The organism is Rudaea sp. (assembly GCF_036560865.1).
Taxonomy (GTDB): Bacteria; Pseudomonadota; Gammaproteobacteria; order Xanthomonadales; family Rhodanobacteraceae; genus Rudaea.
The window spans coordinates 23,259-45,674 of sequence record NZ_DATBQK010000034.1; the positions used below are offsets into that span (position 1 = coordinate 23,259).

22 protein-coding genes are annotated in these 22,416 nt (G+C 65.0%); 10 read left to right on the forward strand and 12 right to left on the reverse strand.

Annotated elements, in window-relative coordinates:
• Positions 1-151: 151 nt before the first annotated feature.
• Positions 152-1,609, reverse strand: coding sequence for a rhomboid family intramembrane serine protease (locus VIE67_RS04215; RefSeq protein WP_332023644.1), 1,458 nt, complete (start codon positions 1,607-1,609; stop codon positions 152-154).
• 131 nt (positions 1,610-1,740) lie between these two features.
• Between VIE67_RS04215 and greB the strand changes: the two genes are divergently transcribed.
• Positions 1,741-2,256, forward strand: a complete 516-nt coding sequence (gene greB, locus VIE67_RS04220) for a transcription elongation factor GreB (RefSeq protein WP_332023577.1) — start codon at positions 1,741-1,743, stop codon at positions 2,254-2,256.
• Here the strand turns inward: greB and VIE67_RS04225 are convergent.
• Together VIE67_RS04225 and rimO are read right to left on the reverse strand one after the other, a co-directional pair.
• Positions 2,229-3,068 carry a DUF3025 domain-containing protein gene (locus VIE67_RS04225; RefSeq protein ID WP_332023579.1) on the reverse strand — a complete coding sequence of 280 codons (840 nt, stop codon included), beginning with the start codon at positions 3,066-3,068 and terminating at the stop codon, positions 2,229-2,231. The genes greB and VIE67_RS04225 overlap by 28 nt on opposite strands.
• Positions 3,069-4,388 carry a 30S ribosomal protein S12 methylthiotransferase RimO gene (rimO, locus tag VIE67_RS04230; protein WP_332023581.1) on the reverse strand — a complete coding sequence of 440 codons (1,320 nt, stop codon included), beginning with the start codon at positions 4,386-4,388 and terminating at the stop codon, positions 3,069-3,071. It abuts the gene before it with no gap.
• Between the two features lie 129 nt (positions 4,389-4,517).
• Here rimO and VIE67_RS04235 point away from each other — a divergent pair, with 129 nt between their 5' ends.
• From VIE67_RS04235 to pcp, 8 genes are read left to right on the forward strand one after another with little or no spacing between them, the layout of a single operon-like run.
• A complete protein-coding gene (locus tag VIE67_RS04235; RefSeq protein WP_332023583.1) occupies positions 4,518-5,216 on the forward strand; it encodes a dienelactone hydrolase family protein in 699 nt (232 codons plus the stop codon).
• A 7-nt stretch (positions 5,217-5,223) separates the two neighbouring features.
• Positions 5,224-5,658 (forward strand): HIT domain-containing protein, encoded by a 435-nt coding sequence (locus tag VIE67_RS04240; protein ID WP_332023586.1) that lies wholly within the window; start codon positions 5,224-5,226, stop codon positions 5,656-5,658.
• Complete coding sequence (gene pxpB / locus VIE67_RS04245; protein ID WP_332023588.1) at positions 5,655-6,362, forward strand: 5-oxoprolinase subunit PxpB; 708 nt, start codon at positions 5,655-5,657, stop codon at positions 6,360-6,362. Before VIE67_RS04240 ends, pxpB begins: the two co-directional genes overlap by 4 nt.
• Positions 6,359-7,369 carry a 5-oxoprolinase subunit C family protein gene (locus VIE67_RS04250; protein ID WP_332023590.1) on the forward strand — a complete coding sequence of 337 codons (1,011 nt, stop codon included), beginning with the start codon at positions 6,359-6,361 and terminating at the stop codon, positions 7,367-7,369. The genes pxpB and VIE67_RS04250 overlap by 4 nt, the downstream gene beginning before the upstream one ends.
• Positions 7,370-8,137, forward strand: coding sequence for a 5-oxoprolinase subunit PxpA (locus tag VIE67_RS04255; protein ID WP_332023592.1), 768 nt, complete (start codon positions 7,370-7,372; stop codon positions 8,135-8,137).
• Positions 8,134-8,838, forward strand: coding sequence for a DUF969 domain-containing protein (locus tag VIE67_RS04260; RefSeq protein WP_332023594.1), 705 nt, complete (start codon positions 8,134-8,136; stop codon positions 8,836-8,838). The genes VIE67_RS04255 and VIE67_RS04260 overlap by 4 nt, the downstream gene beginning before the upstream one ends.
• Positions 8,825-9,787 (forward strand): DUF979 domain-containing protein, encoded by a 963-nt coding sequence (locus VIE67_RS04265; RefSeq protein ID WP_332023596.1) that lies wholly within the window; start codon positions 8,825-8,827, stop codon positions 9,785-9,787. Before VIE67_RS04260 ends, VIE67_RS04265 begins: the two co-directional genes overlap by 14 nt.
• Positions 9,784-10,461 (forward strand): pyroglutamyl-peptidase I, encoded by a 678-nt coding sequence (pcp, locus tag VIE67_RS04270; RefSeq protein ID WP_332023598.1) that lies wholly within the window; start codon positions 9,784-9,786, stop codon positions 10,459-10,461. The genes VIE67_RS04265 and pcp overlap by 4 nt, the downstream gene beginning before the upstream one ends.
• A 30-nt stretch (positions 10,462-10,491) precedes the next feature.
• Here pcp and VIE67_RS04275 read toward each other — a convergent pair whose 3' ends face one another.
• Genes VIE67_RS04275 through VIE67_RS04285 form a run of 3 tightly spaced genes read right to left on the reverse strand, consistent with a single transcriptional unit; the run spans position 10,492 to position 13,586 of the window.
• Positions 10,492-11,757 (reverse strand): FAD-dependent oxidoreductase, encoded by a 1,266-nt coding sequence (locus VIE67_RS04275; protein ID WP_332023600.1) that lies wholly within the window; start codon positions 11,755-11,757, stop codon positions 10,492-10,494.
• Between the two features lies 1 nt (position 11,758).
• Complete coding sequence (locus VIE67_RS04280; RefSeq protein ID WP_332023602.1) at positions 11,759-12,703, reverse strand: quinoprotein relay system zinc metallohydrolase 2; 945 nt, start codon at positions 12,701-12,703, stop codon at positions 11,759-11,761.
• Positions 12,704-12,737: 34 nt separating this feature from the next.
• A complete protein-coding gene (locus VIE67_RS04285) occupies positions 12,738-13,586 on the reverse strand; it encodes a quinoprotein dehydrogenase-associated SoxYZ-like carrier (protein WP_332023604.1) in 849 nt (282 codons plus the stop codon).
• Between the two features lie 121 nt (positions 13,587-13,707).
• Between VIE67_RS04285 and VIE67_RS04290 the strand changes: the two genes are divergently transcribed.
• Entirely contained in the window at positions 13,708-14,808 is a 1,101-nt protein-coding gene (locus VIE67_RS04290; RefSeq protein ID WP_332023606.1) for a hypothetical protein, read from the forward strand.
• 13 nt (positions 14,809-14,821) lie between these two features.
• Here the strand turns inward: VIE67_RS04290 and VIE67_RS04295 are convergent, their stop codons facing one another.
• The 6 genes from VIE67_RS04295 to dcd form a co-directional block, all read right to left on the reverse strand.
• The gene (locus VIE67_RS04295; protein ID WP_332023608.1) at positions 14,822-17,881 is read right to left on the reverse strand and encodes an efflux RND transporter permease subunit; all 3,060 of its coding nucleotides are present in this window, start codon (positions 17,879-17,881) and stop codon (positions 14,822-14,824) included.
• Positions 17,882-17,896: 15 nt separating this feature from the next.
• Entirely contained in the window at positions 17,897-18,877 is a 981-nt protein-coding gene (locus tag VIE67_RS04300) for an efflux RND transporter periplasmic adaptor subunit (RefSeq protein WP_332023610.1), read from the reverse strand.
• Positions 18,874-20,361, reverse strand: coding sequence for a TolC family protein (locus VIE67_RS04305; protein WP_332023612.1), 1,488 nt, complete (start codon positions 20,359-20,361; stop codon positions 18,874-18,876). Before VIE67_RS04305 ends, VIE67_RS04300 begins: the two co-directional genes overlap by 4 nt.
• Positions 20,362-20,591: 230 nt before the next feature.
• Entirely contained in the window at positions 20,592-21,191 is a 600-nt protein-coding gene (locus tag VIE67_RS04310; protein WP_332023614.1) for a hypothetical protein, read from the reverse strand.
• 213 nt (positions 21,192-21,404) lie between these two features.
• The gene (locus VIE67_RS04315; RefSeq protein ID WP_332023616.1) at positions 21,405-21,845 is read right to left on the reverse strand and encodes a hypothetical protein; all 441 of its coding nucleotides are present in this window, start codon (positions 21,843-21,845) and stop codon (positions 21,405-21,407) included.
• Entirely contained in the window at positions 21,842-22,411 is a 570-nt protein-coding gene (gene dcd, locus VIE67_RS04320) for a dCTP deaminase (protein ID WP_332023618.1), read from the reverse strand. Before dcd ends, VIE67_RS04315 begins: the two co-directional genes overlap by 4 nt.
• Between the last annotated feature and the right edge of the window lie 5 nt (positions 22,412-22,416).

Genomic DNA, 22,416 nt, shown 5'->3' on the forward strand with positions numbered 1-22,416 from the left:
CGGGTGAGGGTGGCGCAACATGGAATAGCGAGCGCTTAGTTGGTACCACCCTCATCCGCCTTCGGCACCTTCTCCCGCCAGCGGGAGAAGGGATATATCTATTGCTTTGCAAGAAGTCACATGCGGAAGGACACACTAGCACCACTGGATTTCAGGTCTGATCGAGCAGGAACTGAGCTTTCCTGGCGAAGTTGCTTTGTGGAAATTGGTGCAAAATAAACTCAAGCCGCGCGCGCCGCTGCGGCGTGTTCTCCGCGGCGCGCTGGGCGAATCCGAACCACGCCGCGTCCAGCCCGGCCGGCTGCGGCGACTGTGCCGCAAGCGTGTCCAGCAAAGTCTGCGCATCCGCGTCGAGGTCGATGCGCAGCCATGATTGCGCCAGGCGCAGCAGCAAGTCCGCGGACAAGCGCGGCGCACCGTCGCAAGCTTTGGCATAGTCGTCGTAAACCGCTTTGAGTTCACGCAATTCGTCTCCGCGGCGTGCGTCGAACGTGAGCACGCGGCGCGCAGCGACATCCAGTTCCGCGGGCTTGCCGGCGTAGCGCGCGCAACGATAGAGGGCGACCAGCGCCGGCAGTTGGCCGGGTTCGTCCCGGTCGACCTGCTGCAGCAATTCCTGCGCGGCGGCAATGTCGAGCTTGCCCAGATGCTGCAAGGCCTGCTGCAGGCGCGCGACGTTGTCGTTGCGCTGCTCGGCGCGTTCGTCCTCGGCCATAAAGTCTTGCCGCTCCCAGCCGGCGCGACGCACGCCGAGCGCGAGCAATGCCCCGCAAAGTATGCCGCCAGCGTGTGCATCGAAGCCGACATGCGCGCCGCGATTGAGCAGCAGATTCAATACTTCCCAACCCAGCCAGAACGGCAGCAGCCACAGGGCGGGCACGCGCACGTAGTCGAATACGACGAAGAACCAGTAGAAGACGCGCACCTTGCGCACGCCCCAGAGCACGCAGTACGCGCCCATCAGCGCGGCGATCGCCCCCGACGCACCGAGTGCCGCGCCGTGTTCGCCCCAGCGCCAGGCCAGGCTGACCAGCCCCGCACCGAGTCCGCCGGCGAGATACACCGCGAGAAACAGCACCGGCCCGAGCGCGCCTTCGACCAGCAGGCCGAGCACGGCGAGGAAGATCATGTTGCCGATCAGGTGGCCGATGCCGCCATGCAGGAACATCGCACCGAACAGGCGCGCAGGATCGATCTCGGAAAAACGCAATTCGTAGCGTTCGGTGAACGCGCTCGACCAGATTCGATCGAACTCGGCGCGCTTCTGATGCCAGTCCGCGTAGTCCTCACGCGCGAGGTCGATCACGCGATCGGCATGCAGTGCGGCGAGAAAATCCGCATCGGCCTGCAGCAACTGCAGCTTGAGCTCGTCCGGTGCATGTTGCATTACCTGCAACGTCTGCGCGTCGCCGCTGCGCGAGTGCAACCAATCGGTGAAAGCGGGAAATTCGATGCGCTCCAGCCCGGTCTGGCGGTAGTAATCGAACGCGCGCTCGGCCACGCGCTCGTCGCCGGATTGCAGGGCAAAGAAGACGAAGCAATTCGCGAGGATCAACGCGGCCGTCACCCACGGAAAATTCGCGCGGCCAAGGCGGCGATGCAGCGGCACGATCAGCAAGCGCAGTTCCCCATGACCTGAACGTGGCCGATTGTATACATCTGCCGCACTCGTGGTGCACTTGAGCCGCGCGCATGCCTCTGGCATAAGACATCGATGATGATTAACACCAACTCCCTGCCATGAGCCGTTGGCGCCCTGCGCAAGCTGCATCGACGGCGCTGATCACCGCGGAAGGTCAGCTCAGGCTCAAGGCCGAGCTCGACGACCTGTGGCGCGTGCGCCGGCCCGAGGTGGTCAAGGCGCTCGCCGCCGCGGCAGCCGAAGGCGATCGTTCGGAGAACGCCGAGTACACGTATCGCAAGAAACAGCTCGGCGAAATCGACCGCCGCGTGCGCTATCTGAGCAAGCGCCTGCCGCTGCTGAAAGTCGCGGACACCAAGCCCGGCGATTGCGGCGCGATTTTCTTCGGCGCCTGGTTCACGATCGAAGACGAGGCTGGCAATGCGCAGCACCTGCGCATCGTCGGTCCCGATGAAACCGACGCGGCCATGGGTTATATCAGCATCGATTCGCCGCTTGCGCGCGCGGCGCTGAAAAAACACGTCGACGACGAATTCGACGCCGAGTTGCCGGGCGGCCGGCGCCGGTTTGCCGTGGTCGCGGTGAGTTACGAAGGGCCGATTCGCGCCGAATAGCCCAGCGGCGGGTAGCGCCTGCCTTCGCGCAACGGCCTGAAGCAGGGTGTATCGGCATAGAACGCCTCGCGCTCGTTGTCCGCGTGCCAACCCGGAATGCCGGAGAGCGGCAACGGCCGCAATTCCTGCGGATCGTTGAGCAGATCGCCGGCGCGGATCGCGGCGGCGATATCCGCCAGTGAATCGTTAGCTGGATCGCGCATTGCGACGACCAGCGCCTTGCCGACAAACAATGCATTGGGATTCAAGGCATGCTCCAGCAGAGCATGGCCGAACACATGGACTGCGATGCTGCCGTCCCGCCAAACCGCGCGTTCGCGCCAGAACAGGCCGTGCCAATCGTGCGCATCCCAGAGTTCGAGCAACGCCGGATCGCGCAGCTGCACGATCGCGCCGCCTTCGTCGAAATGGGTGAGCGCATATTGCGCGCGCGTGCGCTGCTTGGCGCCGATCAGCGCGATCTCCGCGACCTGACGCGCGTTCAACGCGGACTTCAGCGCCGGATAGCGCAGCCAGATCAGCGCATTGAGCAGATCGTGCCAGTTGCGCTCGCGTGTGGCGACGATGCCGCGCTCTGCGATGCGCGCCTCATAGTGCAGGCCGTCACCCAGCAGTTGCGGTGACTGCGCGACGAAATGGGGCAACGTATCCTTTGTCTCATTTTGTACTTTGTCACGCAACGCATCAAGATCGGCGACGGACGGCCATTCCTGTGCTCCGAGCAGCGCAGCGAACTCGCTCCAATACGACAGCGGCAGTCGCGCGAAGACCGCTGGATCGACCGCCTCGCGCGCGGGGGCGATGAAACGCATTCACGTCACCAGGTGTCCGCTCAGATCGTGCTCGTCCGCCGCATCGATATGCACGTCGACGAACTGACCGGGTTTGAGTTTCTGCCCGTCGACGATGCGCAGCACGCCGTCGATTTCCGGCGCATCCGCCGCGGTGCGCGCGACCGCGCCATCCTTGTCGACCTGATCGACCAAGGCTTGCAGCCGGCTGCCGATCTTGCGCTTCAGGCGCTGCGCGCTGATGCGTGCCTGCGTTTCCATGAAACGTTCGAGGCGCTCCTGCTTGAGTTCCTCCGCCACCGCACCCGGCAATTCATTCGCCTTGGCGCCATCGACCGGCGAGTAGGCGAACGCGCCGACGCGATCGAGCTGCGCTTCGTCAAGGAAACCGAGCAACTCCTCGAACTCCGCTTCGGTCTCGCCCGGAAAGCCGACGATAAACGTGCTGCGCAAGGTGAGTTCGGGACACTGTCGGCGCCATGCCTGCACGCGTTCGAGCGTCTTCGCGCTCGCCGCGGGCCGCTTCATCAGTTTCAGGATGCGCGGACTCGAATGCTGAAACGGAATATCCAGATACGGCAGGATTTTCTCCTCGGCCATCAGCGGAATCACTTCGTCGACATGCGGATAGGGATAGACGTAATGCAGACGCACCCAGGCACCGAGTTCGCCAAGGCTCGCGCACAGCTCGGTCATGCGCGTGCGCACCGACTTGCCGTGCCAGTCGCGCGCCGCATATTTCATGTCGACCCCGTAGGCACTTGTGTCCTGCGAAATCACCAGCAGTTCGCGCACGCCGCTCTTGACCAGCCGCTCCGCTTCGAGCAGCACCTCATCGACCGGGCGCGAAACCAGATCGCCGCGCATCGACGGGATGATGCAAAAGGTGCATCTGTGATTGCAGCCTTCGGAAATCTTCAGATACGCGTAGTGTTTCGGCGTGAGCTTGATGCCTTGCGCAGGCACCAGATCCAGATGCGGATCATGCCGCTGTGGCACTTGCGCGTGCACCGCGTTCATCACGCTCGCATAGTCCTGCGGACCGGTGATAGCGAGCACGCCCGGATGCGCTTCGCGAATCACGTCGGCGCGCTTGCCCAGGCAGCCGGTGACGATAACCTTGCCGTTTTCCTGCAGCGCCTCGCCGATCGCATCAAGCGATTCGGCCACCGCCGCATCGATGAAACCGCAGGTGTTGACGACGACGACGTCGGCCGCGTCGTAACTCGGCACGATCTGGTAACCCTCCACGCGCAGCTGGGTCAGGATGCGTTCGGAATCGACCAGGGCCTTGGGGCAGCCGAGGCTGACGAAACCGACTTTGGGCGAAACTCTGGACATCGGGTCTTGATCGCGCAGGAATATCGTTGCAAGTTTACACTAGGCTCCCGATCGCACCGGCCGATCGCGTTTGCGGCGGTTCGATCCGCAATGTGGCCTGCGCCGGCCCAACTATCGAGAGCAAGTCTCATGGGCGAATTCATGCAACTCGGCACCTCACGCATGCAGTGCATCGGCGCCTACATGGCACGCCCACGCGAGCAGGCGCGTGGCGGCATCGTCGTGGTACAGGAGATCTTCGGCGTCAACGCATGGGTGCGCAGCGTGGTCGACCGCTTCGCCGCGCACGGTTACGCCGCGATCGCGCCGGCGTTCTTCGATCACGTCGAAAGAGGCGCCGAACTCGGCTACGACGAAGCGAACTTTGCTCGCGGCCGCGCCTTGGTCGGCGAGATCAGTTTCGATCTCGCCGTCGAAGATGTCGCCAGCGCGGCACAGTCGATCGCCTCGGTCGGCAAAGTCGGCGTCGTGGGCTATTGCTGGGGCGGCACGATCGCCCTGCTGTCCGCGGTCAGGCTCGGTCTGCCTGCGGTGAGCTACTACGGCGCGCGCAATGTGCAGATTCTCGATCAGCCGCTCGCAGCGCCGGTGCAGTTCCATTTCGGCGAGCAGGACAACTCGATTCCCGCCGCAGCCGTGCAGCGTCATCGCGACGGCTACGCGGAAGCGATCCGGGCGGGTCAAGTGGAAATTTATACCTATCCGGCCGGACATGCCTTCGATCGTGACGTCGACCCAACTCACTACGCAGCGGCCAGCGCGAAACTGGCGCGCGAACGCACGCTGGCATTCTTTGGTCGGAATCTCGCCGCGACGGCCGGAGCCTGACGCGCTTATGCCGGGCGCTGTCGCCGATTTTGCCGTCGACCGGCAACTCGTGGCGGATACGCACCGCGTCGGTGATTTGTCCCTGTCACGCGTGCTGCTTATGGACGACGCACGCTTTCCGTGGCTGATCCTCGTGCCGCGCGTCACCGGCATGCGCGACCTGATCGATCTGCCCCGTGCGCAGCAGCACGCCCTGCTCGACGAGGTCGAGAGCTGCGCGCAAGCGCTGCGTCGGCTGTACGCACCCGACAAATTGAATATCGCCGCGCTCGGCAATGTCATCGCGCAACTGCATGTGCACGTGATCGCGCGTTTCGCGCGTGACGCGGCCTGGCCCAGACCGGTATGGGGTGTCGGCGAACGTGTGCCCTACACCGCCGATCCGTTGACCGTGCAGCTAGCGCAACTGCGCGCCGCGCTCGATCTGCCGCCGGCGCCGTGACTGGCGCCGATATCGAATGGCTTGGCGACAGCGCGCTGCTGCTGCGTTTTGGCGAACGTGTCGATGCCGCCCTGAGCGCACGCGTGCACGCCGTTGTGCAGGCGTTGCGTGGCGCGGCGCTGCCCGGCGTGCGCGATATCGTGCCGGCCTACGCAAGCATCACGGTGCATTACGATCCGGCGGCGTGGAACGAATCGGGCGCGCAGGAGCCACCGGGCGCACGCCTCGCCGCACGCCTTTGCGACTTTGTGGAAAATTGCAATATTTCCGCGGCGGGGAAAAGCCTGCCCGCAGTCGAAATTCCGATCTGCTACGGCGGCGAGTTCGGCCCGGATCTGGCCGAGGTCGCCGCGCTCGCGCAGCTCGACGTCGATACCGTGATTGCGCGCCACCTTGCGGGCGCGTATCGCGTCGCCATGCTCGGTTTCGCGCCGGGATTTCCGTATCTGCTCGGCCTCGACCCCGTATTGCATACGCCGCGCCGCGCGCAGCCGCGCACGCGAGTACCAGCGGGCTCGGTCGCAATCGGCGGTGCGCAGACCGGCATCTATCCGCGCGACCTGCCCGGTGGCTGGCAGATCATCGGGCGCACGCCGCTGGCGCTGTTCGATGCGGCGCGCGATCCGCCCGCCCTGCTCGCGCCGAGTCAACGCGTACGCTTTCGCGCGATCGATGCGCACGCGTTCGCGAAACTGCAAGGATGAGCATTCGCGTCGTCTCGCCCGGACTGCTGACGACCGTACAGGACGCGGGTCGTCGGGGACACGCAGCGATCGGCGTCGGCGCAGCCGGTGCGATGGACGCGGTCGCATTGCGGCTGGCGAACATGCTCGTCGGCAATGCGGAAAATGCCGCAGCGCTGGAATTCACTCTGCGTGGCCCGCGCCTGATTTTCGAAACGGACAACCTGATCGCGATCACCGGCGCCGAAATCGACACGCACTGCGGCGACCGCGCGCTGCCAGCTTGGCGCCCGCTGCTGCTGCGTGCGGGCAGCGAGGTTGTGTTCGGCGGCATGCGCCACGGTGCGCGCGCATATCTTGCGATTGCCGGCGGCATCGATCTGGCGCCTGTGATTGGCAGCCGCAGCACCGATGTGAATGCGCAACTCGGACCGATCGCGCGTCCGTTGGCCCCGAATGACGTGCTGCCAACGGTCACCGCAGCGCGCGCCATATGTGCGGACTTGTGGCGCGCGCTCGATCGCGATCGCAACGCCGCCTTCGCCGCCGGCAACTGGTCGCTGGATCCGACGCCGTGGTTCTGGCACGACGCGCAGCGACCGATTCGCGCGATCGCCGGCACTCATTTCGCGCGGCTCGATGACGCCTCGCAACGGGCCTTGTTCGGCGCGAGCTTTCGCATCGGCATCGATTCCAATCGCGTCGGCTTTCGTCTCGAAGGCGTGCCGCTGATGCTGCGCGAGCCGCTCGAGCTGATTTCCGCCGGAAGCGTGCCCGGCGCCGTGCAGCTGCCGCCCGGCGGCGTGCCGATCGTATTGACCGCCGAAGCGCCGACGACCGGCGGCTATCCGCGCATCGCACAGGTGATCGCGGTCGATCAACCGCATCTGGCCCAGCGCCGCCCCGGCGACAGCGTACGCTTCGCGCAAACCGATCTCGCCGACGCGCAAATGCGTTATCTTGAACGCGAGCAGGCACTGACGCGTTTGCGCGATACGATCCGGCAACGTCTTGAGCATCCTTACTGAATGGCCATCGATCTCAATTGCGATATGGGCGAATCCTTCGGTGCCTGGACCATGGGCCAGGATGCGCAAGTGATGCCGTGGATCAGCTCGGCGAACATCGCCTGCGGCTTTCACGCCGGCGACTTCTCCACGATGCAGCGCAGCGTGCTTCTGGCGAAGCAGCACCACGTGGCGATCGGCGCGCATGTCTCGCTGCCCGATCTGCAGGGCTTCGGACGGCGCGAGATGCAGATCTCGCCGGCAGAGGCGCATGCGCTCACGCTCTACCAACTCGGCGCGCTGGCTGCGTTCGCCCGCGCGCAAGCCGTCCGCCTGCATCATGTCAAGCCGCATGGCGCGCTGTACAACATGGCGGCGAAGGACGCAAAGCTCGCCGATGCGATCGCCGGCGCCGTGCGCGATTTCGATCCGCAGCTGATTTTGTTCGGCCTGGCTGGCAGCGCACTGCCGCAGGCGGGCGTACAGATCGGGCTCACCGTCGCCCACGAAGCCTTCGCCGACCGCCGCTACAACGCCGACGGCTCGCTAGTTCCGCGCCGCGAGGCCGGCGCAGTGATCGACGATATCGATACGGCTGCGGCGCAAGCAGTACAGATTGCAAAAAATGAAAAAGTGGAAACGGCGGACGGCAAGTCGCTGCGCATTCGCGCCGACACGATCTGCGTGCATGGCGACCGTCCCGATGCAGCGTTGTTCGCGAAGCGCCTGCACGCCGCGCTGCGCGCCGCTGGTATTGCCGTGGCCGCAACGGCGCAAGGCTCGACATGAACTACTGGCCGCTGATCGGCATCGCCGTCGTCGTCGCCGGCTTCGCGCTCAAGCGCAATCCGGTACTGGTGGTGGTCGCAGCCGGTGTCGCCAGCGCGCTCGCCGCGGGCATGAGCATCGGCGACCTGCTCGCCCTGCTCGGCAATTCGTTCGTCAGCAATCGCGCGCTGCTGCTGTTCGTGCTCACTCTGCCGGTGATCGGCCTGCTCGAACGCTACGGCCTGCGCGAGCACGCGCAGGCGTGGATCACGAGCTTTCGCAACCTCTCGCTCGCGCGCCTGCTGATTGCTTATCTCGGTGCGCGTCAGGTGCTGTCGATGTTCGGTCTGATCGATCTCGCCGGACACGCGCAGACCGTGCGTCCGCTGGTCGCACCGATGAGCGAAGCGGCCGCCGAACACGGCGGCGCACGGCCTCTGCCGGATGCCGAACGTGCGCGCGTGCGCGCGCTGGCAGCGGCGACCGACAATATCGGCCGCTTCTTCGGCGAGGATGTGTTTCTTGCGTTCGGCGCGGTGCTGCTGATCCAGGGTTTCTACGAGCGCAACGGCATCCATATGGAGCCGCTGGCGATCGCGTTGTGGGCGCTCCCGACCGCGATCTGCGCGTTCGTCATACACGCGATCCGCATCTGCTGGTTCCAGCGCACACTCGAACGCGCGCATGTGCCGACAACCGAGGCCGGCGATGTTGCGGCTTGAGGCCATCTACTGGCTGATCGGCGCGTTGCTCGCCGTCGTAGCCTGGTTCAATCTACGCGAGCGGCGTTGGGCAGTGGCCGCGTTCTGGGCGGTGCTCGCCTGCCCGTTCGGCTTCGGCGAATGGATCCAGCACGCGACCGCGGCCGGCACGCACTGGCCGGCGCAGATGATGGGACTCGGCGTGATCGCGCTCGGTCTGCTTGCCGCCAGCGGCACGCTGCACCCCGACGCTGCGTCCATCGACGAACGCCGCGATTCCGCGCGGCGCCTGGGCAATCGCCTGTTCGTGCCGGCCTTGGCGATTCCGCTGGCGACGCTCGCCCTCGTATTGGGCGCGCGTTTCCTGGTCTGGAACGGCGCGCCGCTGCTCGACAAGGCGCAACCCACCCTGGTCGCGCTCGGCCTTGCCTGCGTCATCGCCCTGCTCGTCGCCCGGCGCACGACGCGTGCGCCGGCGACGCAGGCATTGAGCGAAGGTCGGCGCCTGCTCGACACGCTCGGCAGCGCCGCGTTGCTGCCGATGGTGCTGGCCACGCTCGGCAGCGTGTTCGCCGCGACCGGCGTCGGCGACGCGGTCGCGTCGCTTGTCGGCGCGGTGATCCCGGTCGACAATCGCTACGCCTGCCTCGCCGCGTTTGCGCTCGGCATGGTGCTGTTCACCACGATCATGGGCAACGCGTTTGCCGCGTTTCCGGTGATGATGGCCGGCATCGGCCTGCCCCTGCTCGTGCTCAAGCACGGCGCCGCGCCCGCCGTGCTCGGCTCGCTCGGCATGCTCACCGGCTACTGTGGCACCTTGCTCACGCCGATGGCGGCGAATTTCAATATCGTGCCCGCCGTGCTGCTGGAACTCCCGGACGAATACGCAGTGATCCGCGCGCAACTGCCGACCGCGTTCGCACTGCTCACGGTCAATCTATTGCTGATGGCGTGGTTGATCTTTCGATGAAACGCACGAGCAAAAAGAAAACCGCCTTGCCCACGGCTTTGATCACCGGATTTGCGCCGTTCGCTGGCGAAGCGATCAATCCGTCGCTCGAAATCGCACGCGCGCTCGATGGCGAAACCATCGCCGGGCATCGCATCGTCGGCGCCGAATTGCCGACCGAATTCGCGCGCTCGCTCCGAGCGCTCGACGCACTGATCGCCAAGCATCGACCCAGTCTTGTGCTCGCGCTCGGCCAGGCCGGTGGACGCAGCGAGATTTCGCTGGAGCGCGTCGCGATCAATCTGGTCGATGCACGCATCGCCGACAACGCAGGCGCGCAGCCGGTCGATGCGCCGGTGGTGGAAAATGCGCCCAATGCGTACTTTTCCACATTGCCGTTGAAGGCGATGCTGACACGATTGCACGACGCCGGAATTCCCGCCGCGCTGTCGCATAGCGCCGGCACTTTCGTCTGCAATCAGGTGTTCTTCGGTCTGGTGCACCGGCTGGCGACGCAGTATCCGCGCACGCGCGGCGGCTTTGTGCATGTGCCGTATCTGCCGCAACAGGCTGCGCGCTTCGCCAATGCGCCGAGCATGGCGCTGGAGACGATGATCGAGGCTGTGCGGCTTGGTCTGGAAACGGCGTTGACGACGCGCGACGACCTGCATTTCGCGGCGGGCACCACGCACTGAATCGCCAGCGGACGGATTCCCACGCGCAATTCAAACGCCGAACGAGTCCGCAACGATACTTTTATACCAGTCGTTCGCCTCATGCACGCGTGCGGACGCCGACGCCGGTGTACCGGCATTGGCGACGCCTTCGGCTTCGATCTGCCGGATCTCGCCGTTCACCACATGAAAATTTCCGCGGATCGCGAGTTCGCGACCCGGTGCGAGCGTGCTGTAACACACACTGTCCAGCACCGCTGCAGGCGGCTCGCGGCCATCGAGCGCCGCGGCAATCGCACGCGCGCATTGCTGCGCTTGGCTATGGGCGGTCGACGCGGATTTCGGCATCGCGTCGGCGATGCAGGCGTCACCGATTACATGCACGTTTTCGAGCAGGCGCGACTCGAACGAGTCCGATTTGATCGGGCACCAGCCGTGGCCGCTCGCCAGCCCGGTGTCGAGAGCGAGCTGGCCAGGCGCTTGCGCCGGGATGATGTTCGCGACCGCAACCGCATGCGCGCCGTGCGCTGTATACAAAGTGTTCTTCTGCACATCGACGCGGACAACGCTGCCGTCCTGGGTCATGGGAATCCACTCGATCATGCCCGGATAGAATTCCTGCCAAGCATCGGTAAACTGGTCCTGTCTCGGAAAGCGATTGTTCGCGTCGAAGATCAACACTTTCGCGCGCGGCTTGTGCTGCCTGAGGTAATGCGCGATCAGACTGGCGCGCTCGTAAGGCGCGGGCGGACAGCGCATCAAGCCGGACGGCACGCTGATTGCGACCACGCCACCGTTCTGCATCTCGCGCAACTGGCCGGCGAGTAATATCGTCTGCGCGCCCGCCTGCCATGCGTGCGGCATGCGCTGCGCCGCAGCTTCGTCGTAACCCTGCGGCGAATTCCACAGGAAGCGGATACCTGGAGCGACGACCAGACGGTCGTACTCGACGACGTTGCCATGCGCCAGCCGCACACGGCGATGTTCGTGGTCGACGTTCGCCACGCGATCGGCGATCCAGCGCACGCCCGCGCGCGTGAGACCGGCACGCGACAACGTGATCGAGCGTAGTTCACGCAAGCCGACGATGACCTCGTTGCTCATCGGGCAGGTGACATAGCGCTCATCCGGATCGATGAGCACGACGTCGAGCGACGGATCGATGCGGCGCAGTTCAAGTGCGCAAGCCGAACCGGCAAAGCCGCCGCCGGCGATAACGACGCGCGCCTTCGCCAACATGCGCGTTGCGCGCAGCGAACGTGACGCGCTGCCCGCGGCGGCAAGCGTGGTCAGGCGCAGGAAGTCGCGGCGCTGCACGCTATTCCCACTCCAGTTCCTGATACGCACGCGCGACATTGTGCGCATGCGTGCTGTCCCACAGCAGCCAATGCGATTTTTCCGCCGTGCCGACATGCGCCATCGCGTCGTCGATCGGTTTGCCCTGCGCAATTTCGCTGCGCACGCCATCGACCAGCGCCTGCAGATAGCGCCGCTCGGGCGCCAATGCCGCGGCAAGATCGTGCGCGATTCCGCCGTGTCCCGGCACGACCAGTTTCACCGACATGCGCGCAAGCACATCGAGCGCCGCAAGCCAGCCCTTCACACTGCCATCGAGCGCCGGCAGGCGTTCGCGGAACAGCAGATCGCCGGTCCATAGTGTGGCGGTCTTTTCGTCGAACACGGTCAGGTCGCAATCGGTATGCGCTTTCGGCCATGCGCGCAGAGTCAAGTGCCGATCGCCGAGGTCGAGATCGAGCATGGTCTCGACGCCGCGATCCGGCGCGATGATTTGCGCGGGCGTCGCCGGCGCCTCGAAATCGTCCGTGTATTGGCGCAGAAAGAATTCGCGGCTGCGCGCCAGCGCCGCGGCGAGCGCGGCATGTCCGACAAAACTCGGGTGGTCTTCCGCGAAGGCGAAGTTGCCGAGCACATGATCGACGTGCACATGCGTGTTGATCACATAGCAGATCGGCAGCGGCGTGCGCCGCCGAATTGCCGCGCGCAGCGCGCGGCCGATGCGCACCGAGCCGCCGGTGTCGATCACCGCGACGCACCGCGTGCCGACGATGAAACCGATATTTGCGATATCGTCGTGCCCGGGCGCATCCAGAGCCAGCGGCTTGCCGAGATGCACGAAAACGCCGGGCGCCACTTCGCGCAGATCGAACGCAGCCGGCGCAGCCGTCGCCATCCATGGCGCAACGAATAGTGCCGCCGCCGCAAACCAGCGCAGGGCGGAACGCGACACCGCATCAACGATCATGTGTACTCTTGTGCAGCGTGGATTGCGCAACGAATCAACGACTGCCGCCGCTCTTCGCTGACGCATCCGCGCCGCGCTCCCAAGTTGCGCTGTAGTGCGCCAGGGTCGGCAAATCCGTCGCTTCGAGCGTGACCGGCATGGCCAGCGGCGTGCTGGTCGCAATGCGCAGTGTCGGATTCTCGCTGAGTGAAATCCCCGAATCGACGTCCATCACGATTTGTCCGCCGGCGCTCACGCGCATATGCGAAATGTAATGCGGCGGAATCGCGTCGCCCGTGCGCGGATCGATCTGGAATCCCGAATTGTTCGGGTGACGAATGCTCATTTGCAGCGCCGTCGCATCGGCCGAGGGACGGAAACGAATTTCGCCCAGCGTGCCGCCGTCGCTCGCACTCGGCGGCGCGGAACAACCGCCGCTGGCCTTGACCCAGGTGCTGCGCATTTCCAGCCGGCCATCGCCGGTTTCCGCGATCGCGCGTACCGAGGTGAAGCGGTCGATGCGCACGCGCAGATCGATTTCGTCCACCGGTACGCCGGGTTTCAACTGCATGGTCGCTGCGAGCGGCGACGGATTGTTGTCGATGATCAAACGCACCTGTTTGATCTTGCCCACGGCCTGTGCGCCGAAGCGCAAGGTCAGCGGCGTCGCCGATGGATCGGGCGTGTTCGCCGGGGCTTCGATGCTCATGAATTTCTCGTCGACCACGCCGATTTCGCGATCGCCGTAGAGCTGCGGACGCAGGGACCCCCAAGCGCCGCTGGGCGGCGATTGCACTTCGCCAACCGCGAGCGCAGCTGGCGACAGCACAACCAGCGCCGCCAGCGCCAGGCGCACAAGCTCACGCGCGACGACAATGCAGGATCGTTGAAACTGTTTATTCATGCAAACAACCCCGCGACGATGCGACTGTCCCGCTTCCTGCGCACGATGATGCTACTTTTTCCGATCGGCGTATACTCGAAACAACTCCAGCAAACGGGTCCGCGACCCGACGGAGACTGCGATGCCGATGCACTTCACTTTACCCGTACACAATCTGCGCGCGCTCGTGCGCCGCCTGATTATCTTGCTCGCGCTGGTTTTTTTCGCCTGCGCCTGGCACAGCGTGCAGGGCGCGGACGCGGCCAAACCCGCAGCCGTCGCCGCCGCGCCGCAATTCGGCGGCCAGGACGCGGAAGGACTCGCTTCCGGCAGGCATGTGATGACCGATTGCTCGGTCACCTGGACCGACAAGGACGGCAAGGCCTATTGCTTCAGCAACGAAGCGGCCAAGACCACGTTCCAGCAAGACTCCGTGGGCAATCTCGAACGCGCGCGCAGCTTCATGGCGGCGAGCAATGTGCAGTCGACCGAGCAGGCGATGCAGGATTTCGACGGCAGCGATGCGGAGAAGCTGGTGAACACGCGGATCAAGGCGCAGCTTGCGGCGAATGGCGGCGTGTTTCCGTTCGAGGACGCGTTGACCGGCGAGCATCTGAAACTCGCGTTCGACGGTATCGACTTCACGCGCACGATCGACGGCTACGGCTTCTTTCCCGACGTGAAATTCCACGACGCGAAAGATGCGACGAAGAAATATCTCATCGATTACTGGGTGACCGCGAAAAACGGCCAGCTGAATATCGAGGAAACACGCATCTACCAGGCGCCGGCCCAGGTCGAGGGCAAATGGCAGGCAGTGACGCGGCAACCGATTCCGTGGTGGTGGATTCCGGCTTCCGAACATCCGGGCCATGTGGCGCAGAAGCGTAGCTGGGAAGTCATGTCGGCAGTGGAGCAGGATGCCCTCAAGCAGAGCAAAGACGGTGTGTTCACGCTCAAGGATGACAAGACCGGCAAGGAACTCAAGCTGAAGTTCGTCGACACGCATCAGCCGATCCGCCAGCTCGACGACAACGGCCACTACTTCGCCTGCACCGACTTTCGCGCCGAAGGCAGCAAGAACGAAATCTACGACATCGATTTCTGGCTCAGCGAAAAGGACGGCCAAATGAGTGTCGACCAGGTGCGCGTGCACAAGGTGCCTGAATTGAAGGACGGCCAGTGGGTTCAGGTACCGCGCTACAGTTTCAAGGACCTCGGCAACTCGCACGTCGTGCCTTGATCCATGCTGCTCGCTAGCCGGGTCGCAACCAGCGTGCGGCGAGCGGCGGAATCAGCAACAGGCTGACCAGGGTCGAGGACACCAGACCGCCGAGTATCACCACGGCCATCGGCCCTTCGATTTCATGGCCCGGCTGATGCAACTGCAGCGCGACTGGCAGCAGCGCCAGCGCGGTGAGCAACGCGGTCAGCAATACGGGTGTAAGGCGTTCCCCCGCACCACGCAAGGCCGTTTGCAGATTCCACGCCTGCCCTTCCTCGCCGACCAGATGATCGTAGTGCGAGATCAGCAGGATCGTGTTGCGCGCGGCCATGCCGAACAACGCGACGAAGCCGACCATCGCGCCCAGCGTCAGGGTACCGCCGGTCAGCACAACCGCGGCGACGCCGCCGATCAGGGTACTCGGTAGCGCGATCAGCACGAGCAGTACATGACGCGCATGACCGAACGCGAGCGCGAGCAGCAGTACGATCAGCACGAACGCCGCGGCCGAATGCAGCAGCAACTCGTGCTGGGCGTCGGCTTGCACTTGCGCCGCGCCGCCGTAGCGCAGATACACGCCGGGCGGCAGTTCGATCTTCGCGATCAATGCGCGCGCGCGTTTCGCGAATCCTGCCTGGTCGGTCGTCGTCGGCGCCGCAGCAACGATTTGCCGGCGCAGGCCGTCCTGATGATTGACTTGGCTGCGCCCGGACTGCATTTCGAGTTTCGCCACGGTTGCGAGCGGCACCAGCGCACCGTCGCGTCCGCGCAGCAGCAGCGCGCCGACTGCCTGCGGATCCGCACCAGCGCCCGCGATGCGCACCGCGACCGGCACGCTGCGGTCGGCTTGGCTCAAGGTTGCCACCGTACTGCCGTGATACGCGGCATTCACCGTGTCGAGCACATCGGCCGCCTGCAATCCATAAAGCGCCAGCTGCTCGGGCTTCAATTCCAGATGCAGCTCGGGCTGGCGTGCCGGCACGATCAGACGTACATTGCCGCTGTCCGGCAACTTTTGCAGCGCAGTAGCGACCTGCGTCGCAGCCGCGTCGTCCGCATCGAGATCGGCGCCGAATACGCTGATCGAAAACGGCGCGGATTCGCCCGACAGGGTTTCGCCGATGCGCTCGGCCAGCACCGAGTATATTTCTACCAATTGATTCGGATAATCGTCGAACACGGCGCGGATCGCCTTGTCGATGTCGCCCGCGCTGCGTCCGTGCTCGGGGTCGATCTGCACCTCGAATTCGCTGCGTTCGGGCGTATCCGGGTCCTGCCCATTCTCGGCGCGGCCGATCTGCTCGGCGACGCTCTTGACTCCCGGAATCGCGGCCAGACCCCTGGAAATATTCAGACCCACGCGCGTGGTTTCGGTCAGCGAAATGCCCGGGCGCAATCCGGCATGCGCGATCAGATAATTCTCGCGAAAATCCGGCAGCAGGCGCGCGCCGAGCAGCGGCAGCAGCACGATGCCGGCAATGCCACTGGCGATCAGGATCGTCCACACCGTGCGCGGACGCCGGCCGAGCCACTCGATCGTGCGCCATTGAGCACGTTTGCAGCGCGCGAGAAAGCCCGCTTCGGCGCGCGGCTGATGATTACCCATCGTCAACACGCACAACGCAGGCGTTGCGCTCATTGCGACCAGCAGCGACAGACCCACGGCGAGCAGGAATGCAATCGACAGCGGGCGGAAAAACGCGCCCTGGATGCCGGTCATCATCAGGATCGGCAGAAACGCGACCGCGACCGCCGCCGTCGCATAGAACACCGGCCGCCTCACCTCGAGCGAGGCGCCAATGAAAAGCTGCTTGATATCGACATCGTCGCCGGCATTGCGCCGGCGGCGCAGGATGTTCTCGACATCGATCACCGCATCGTCGACCACCACGCCGAGCGCGACAACGATACCGCCGAGCGTCATCGTGTTGAGGCTGAAGCCGAACGATTGCAGGATCCACACCGCGGTCAGCAGCGCGAGCGGAATCGCGCTGAACGACACCAGCGCGCCGCGCCAGTCGCGCAAGGTAACGAGCAGCAGCGCAACAACGAGGACCGCGCCGATCAGCAGTGAATTGCGCAGCTTTGCGATCGCGCTTTCGATGAAGCTCGCCGGGCGCAGCAGAGCCGGATGATATTCGACGCCCTGTTTTTTCAGCGCGGGCGCGAGCGCGTCGAGGCGCGCTTCGAGCGCGCGCGTGACGTCGAGCGTGTTGGCGCCGAACTGGGTCGAGGTCTCGATCAGGATACCGGGTTTGGTGCCGATGATCGCGTCGCCGAAACGCGGCTCGGCGCCATCACGGATCGTGGCGACATCGCCCAGACGCACCGGAAATCCCGCGTGCGTGCCGACGATAGCCTGGGCGAGCGCTTGCGGCGTCGCGCCGGCCGCTTCGGCACGCAGCACGATGCGCTGCGTCGCGGTTTCGACATAGCCACCGCCGATCAGTTCGGTTGCGCGCCGGGTCGCGTTGAACACGTCGTCGAGCGTGAGTTGGGCGGCGGCGAGTTTCAGCGGATCGACGATGATCTGCCGCTCGCGCACTTCGCCACCGAAGATCTGCGCCTGCGCCACGCCGGGCACGGCGAGAATCTGCGGCTTGATCGTCCACTGCACCAGATCGCGCAGTTCGATCGGCGTAAGCGTGTCGCTGCTGTAGCCGAAGTGGACAAGATATTCCATCGACGAGGACAGCGGCGACAGCAGCGGCGCGCCGACACCCTGCGGCAGCAAGCCGCCCGCATCGGCGAGACGTTCGCTGACGACCTGGCGCTGACGATACGGATCGCCGCTGCGATCGAACACGACCTGGATCGCCGACAGGCCCTGGCTCGATGTCGACCGTACCGAACCGACGTTTTCCGCACCCGCAAGCAGACCTTCGAGCGGACGCGTGACCAGCGCCTCGACCTGGGTCGCGTCGAGACCGGGCGCCTCGGTCTGCACCAGCACATGCGGCGGCGCGAAATCCGGGAACACGTCGAAGCGCGCCGAGAACAAGGCCGCGACGCCGAGCACCGCGATCAGCACCGACAACGCGGTGACGATGCGCGGATTCGCCAGCGAGGCGCGGACGATGGCCGCTAGCATGGGCTGCGCGCCGCGTCAGTCGTCGTCATCGGCTTTCTGCCCGCCCAGTCCCTGCAGCGACCACAGCACGCCGGCGCCGTGCACAACGATATCGTCGTCGTCGTCGATGCCTTCGACCAGCCAGCCATCGCCCTGCGCGAGCAGCAGTTTGACCTTGATCTGCGCGTACTGATTCTTGTCGTCGGCGGTTTTTTTCGTCAACTGCTTGTAGACGTAGGCGCCGCCCGCGTCGTAGAGCAGCGCGCCGTGCGGCACCAGCAAACCCGTGCGCAGCGGGCCGATCAGGGCGACCGGCACGCGCGCGCCGGCGCCGAGTCCGGGCAACGGGTCGTCGACTTCGATCAGGACACCGACGCCCTGCACATCCGCCGACGCCTGTGCGACAAGGCCAAGCACGCGACCGGGCAGATCGACGCCGTCGACATCGAGAATCGCCTTGTCCGGCACGATACCCAGGCTATGCCGGCCGATCAAATCCGCGCGCGTCAGCAAATGCTTGCCGGTCGTTGCGGCGCCGATCGATTTTGCGCGTTCACCCGCGGGCAACGCAGCGAGTGCGCCCCAGCGCACACTGAAGCGCGCTGCCGCCGCGTCGGCCTGCGCGTGCGCATGCGCCAGTTCGACCAGCGCCGCGTCGAGCGCTTTCTGCGATGCGCCCGCGCCTGCATGCAGCAATCCGCGCAGACGTTCCACCTCGGCGGCCGCGGCGCGCTCGGCGGCGCGTGTGGAATCCGCGTCGCCCGCATCCGCCACCAGCGCAGCCGGGTCGAGCACGAGGCCCAGCGCAGGAATGCGCTCTGGCGCCGTCGCCTTGAGCGCATGCGCGATGACGATGCCGACCGCCTTCTGCTGCTGCGCACTCAGGCTCGGCAACGCGCCTTTCTGGCCCGCAGGTACGGTGTCGTCGTCATCCGCGCCGGCGGCGTGCGCTACGGACGCACACAGCAGCGCCGCCGCCAGTGCGATTTTCGATAAATGTATAAACGTATATCTCATCGCTGCGGCTCCGCGATCGCAACCGGCAAATTCCTGGACATGCCCAGCTCGGGGCCGGACAACGGCGCGTGCAGCGCGTCTTCGAGCGCGTTGCGCGCGGCCTGCCATTGTGCGCGCAACTGCAGCGCTTCGAGCTCGCTGCGCAGAAGCAGAATCTGCGCGGCGACTTCTTCTTCGACGCCGAGCGCGCCGAGCGTGAGACCAGTCTGCGCCTGCCGCGCCTGCTGCTGCGACAACTGCAGGCTGCGCGCGGCGGTGTCCGCGCCGGCGCGTGCGTTGTCTTCGCCGCGTTCGGCCGCGGCGATAGTGCCGTAAATCTCCGCCTGCAGCGCCAGCACGCGCTCACCGGCGACATCGCGCGCCGCGCGCACTTCGGCGATCTCGCCGCGACTGAACAACGGCAAGGTCAAGCCGACGTCGAACGGGAATTTGGCGACGCCATGATCCCAATAGTACCCAGGCGACAAGTGTAATTGTGGATATTGACGCAACACCGCCTGCTGCAGCTTGTTCTCGGTTTCCGCGTAGTCGCCGATCGCGGCCGCGAGATCCGAGCGCGACAGCAGCGCCTGTTCGCGCGCTTCGCGCAAGCGGTTTTCAGCGAACGCCGGCGGTGCGCCCCACTCGGGCCAGCGCAGATCGATGCCATCCAGGGCCTGTGGTGGCAGGCCGAGTGCCGCAGCGACCGCCGCCTGTGCAGCCGCCAGGCTCGCGCGCGCCTCGGCCTGCTGCTGGTCGGTGCCGATGCGTGCCTGACGCGCAAGCAGCAACTCGTTCGGCGCATCCTCACCCGCCGCGACGCGCTTTTCCTCGATCGCAACAAGTCGCCGCTGCGCACCAGCCAGCCGTTCAAGGATTTGCACGCGCTGTTGTGCTACTTCGCGATCGGACAGTGCCGCGATCAGACTGCGCCGCGTCGCCCAGACCTGATCCAGCAGTTGCCACTGCGCATTGCCCGTGCCGATCCTCGCGAGACCGGTTTCCAGGCGCTTGCGCGCGGGCGGGCGCAACGGAAAGTCGAGCGCGAAACCGTACAGCCATGGATGCGGATCGTGGCGCGCGTACTCGGACTGCAGGGTCAGATCGGGATTCGCCGGTTGCGCGACCGCGCGCTCGTGCGCGCGTGCCGCCTGCACCTGCGCACGCGCGACGGCGAGTTTCGGATTGGACACAAGCGCGACCGCGAGCAGCGCCGCGCGATCCCATGCCGGCGGCGGCCACGTCGTCGCGGCCTGCGGCAGCACACGGGCCACCTGTTCGCGCAACGCCGGGGCATCGAGCCGGCGCGCCGCGAATTGCGCGGCGCCTTGTTCCGGCTGCAGGGGTTTCGGCTCGTAGCTGACGCAGGCGGCCAGCGCGCAACTGAGCAACAGACTCGCAGCGACACGGCGGGCGTTGCGCGCAGCATCGGCCGCAACGATCACGCTGCGCGTCGCATGCAGAACGGTACAACCGAGCGGATTGAAATCACCAACGCTGCTCACTCTCCCCGCTTCCCTTGTGACGACGGAATGACGCACGGCACGCCTGGCGGCGGCGCGAAATCACCCCATGAACCCGGGTGGTTTTCTTGAGCCCGGATACTACCGAATGCCGGCGGCGAGCGCGACGCAAAACCCGGCGTCTGCACCGGAAACGGAGCAGCAGCAAGACTTTGACGAATCAGGAATCGCGCAGCGTTCACGGATGGAACGCTGCGCGTAACGGCGCAGTGCTAGTGCTGGGTCGTACCGGATGTCGGTTCGGGCGCGGGCTGCGCCGCAGGTACTGGCTGAGCCGCAGGCGCAGGTTGTTGTGCCGGAGGCGCAGGTTGTCCTGCGGGCGCCGGCTGTCCTACGGGCGCATCGGGTGCAGATTGTGCCGGCGACGCGGGTGCTGGCTGTCCAGCGGGCACAGGCTGTCCTTCGGGCGCAACAGGTGCTGGCTGCCCTTCGGGTGCAGGCTGTACGGGCGGCGTGGGCGCCGGCGGAGGGGCTTCCTCGATCTTCTGTTCCTTGCCGTCGATTTCGACGAACGCATCCATTTTCATCTGCCTGGCGGTGACGTAGACGATGTGTTTCTGTTCGGCCGTGGCGTTCTCGCCTTTCTTCAACAGCAGGCCGACAAGATCTTTGCCCTTGTCGTGCGCGGTCTGCCACTTGTCGCCGACATAGCCATAGAAACTGACCTTGTCGCCCATGAAATCGCCGACCTTGTACTTGCCGTCCTTGGTCGGATAGACGAGCAACTTGCCGTCCTCGATCTCCCTCGCCATCGTGGAGGCGGCGAAGCCGAGACTCAGGATCAGGATCAAACTTGTAACTAAGCGACGCATTTCAGTCTCCCGCTTCAATTAAGTATCGTAACCCCGGCAACCCCGCGTACTAGTGGCCTGTAACAGAGGAATTGAAAGCAGCTCGCTGGGTCTCGCGGCGCTGCGCTTGATCCTCAATCGGCCCATAGCTTCGGCTATGGGCCTCACTCCGGACCGGCGCCCAGCACCCCGATCCCGGCGCGATCCCTCTTCCCCTTCCTCTGTTACAGGCCACTAGTCGGCGATCTGGATCAGTTTGAGTCTGCCGTCGTTGTCTTCGACGAACGCGTCGACCTTCAGATCGCGCGCGATACCGGCAAGGCCCGCGATATGCTGGTTGGTGACTTTCTGCTTCTCGCCGGGCTTGAGCAGCATCGTGTGCACCGGCTGGCCGGTTTCGTTGCGGTAGCGGATATGTCCGCGCAGGTCTTCGGCATTGAGCGTGGCGCCCTGCAGATCGAACTGGCCATCCTTGTCAGCAAGCACGGTGAGATCGTATTGCCCCGGCGTCTTGACGACATCGGTCGTGCCTTTCTTCAGCTCGTCGCGACCGCCGCAGGCGGCGAGCGCGGCGACCAGCAACAACAGCGCAATCGCTTTCAACCCGGATGAAAGTATATTTTTCTGCATTGATTTCCTAGCCTTGGTTTCGTCGGTGCCGGCGCCTGCCATCATGCCTGTGGCAAGGTGACGCCACGCTGACCCATGTATTTGCCGCCACGGTCGCGGTAGCTTACCTCACACTCCTCGTCGGATTCGAGAAACAGCATCTGGGCGACGCCCTCGTTGGCATAAATCCGCGCCGGCAGCGGCGTGGTGTTGGAAAATTCGAGGGTGACATGGCCTTCCCATTCCGGCTCCAGCGGCGTCACGTTGACGATGATGCCGCAGCGCGCATAGGTGCTCTTGCCGAGGCAGATGGTCAATACCTTGCGCGGAATTCGAAAGTACTCCACCGTCCGCGCCAGCGCAAACGAGTTGGGCGGGATGATGCATTCGGCCGATTTCACGTCCACGAAACTGCGCGCATCGAATGCCTTCGGGTCGACGATGGTCGAGTTGATATTGGTGAACACCTTGAATTCGTCCGCACAGCGCACGTCGTAGCCGTAGCTCGACGTGCCATACGAAATCATCTTGCCGCCGCTCGCGTTGACGCGAACCTGGCCCGGCTCGAACGGCTCGATCATGCCGTGCTTTTCCGCCATCTGGCGGATCCATTTATCGCTCTTGATACTCAAACTTG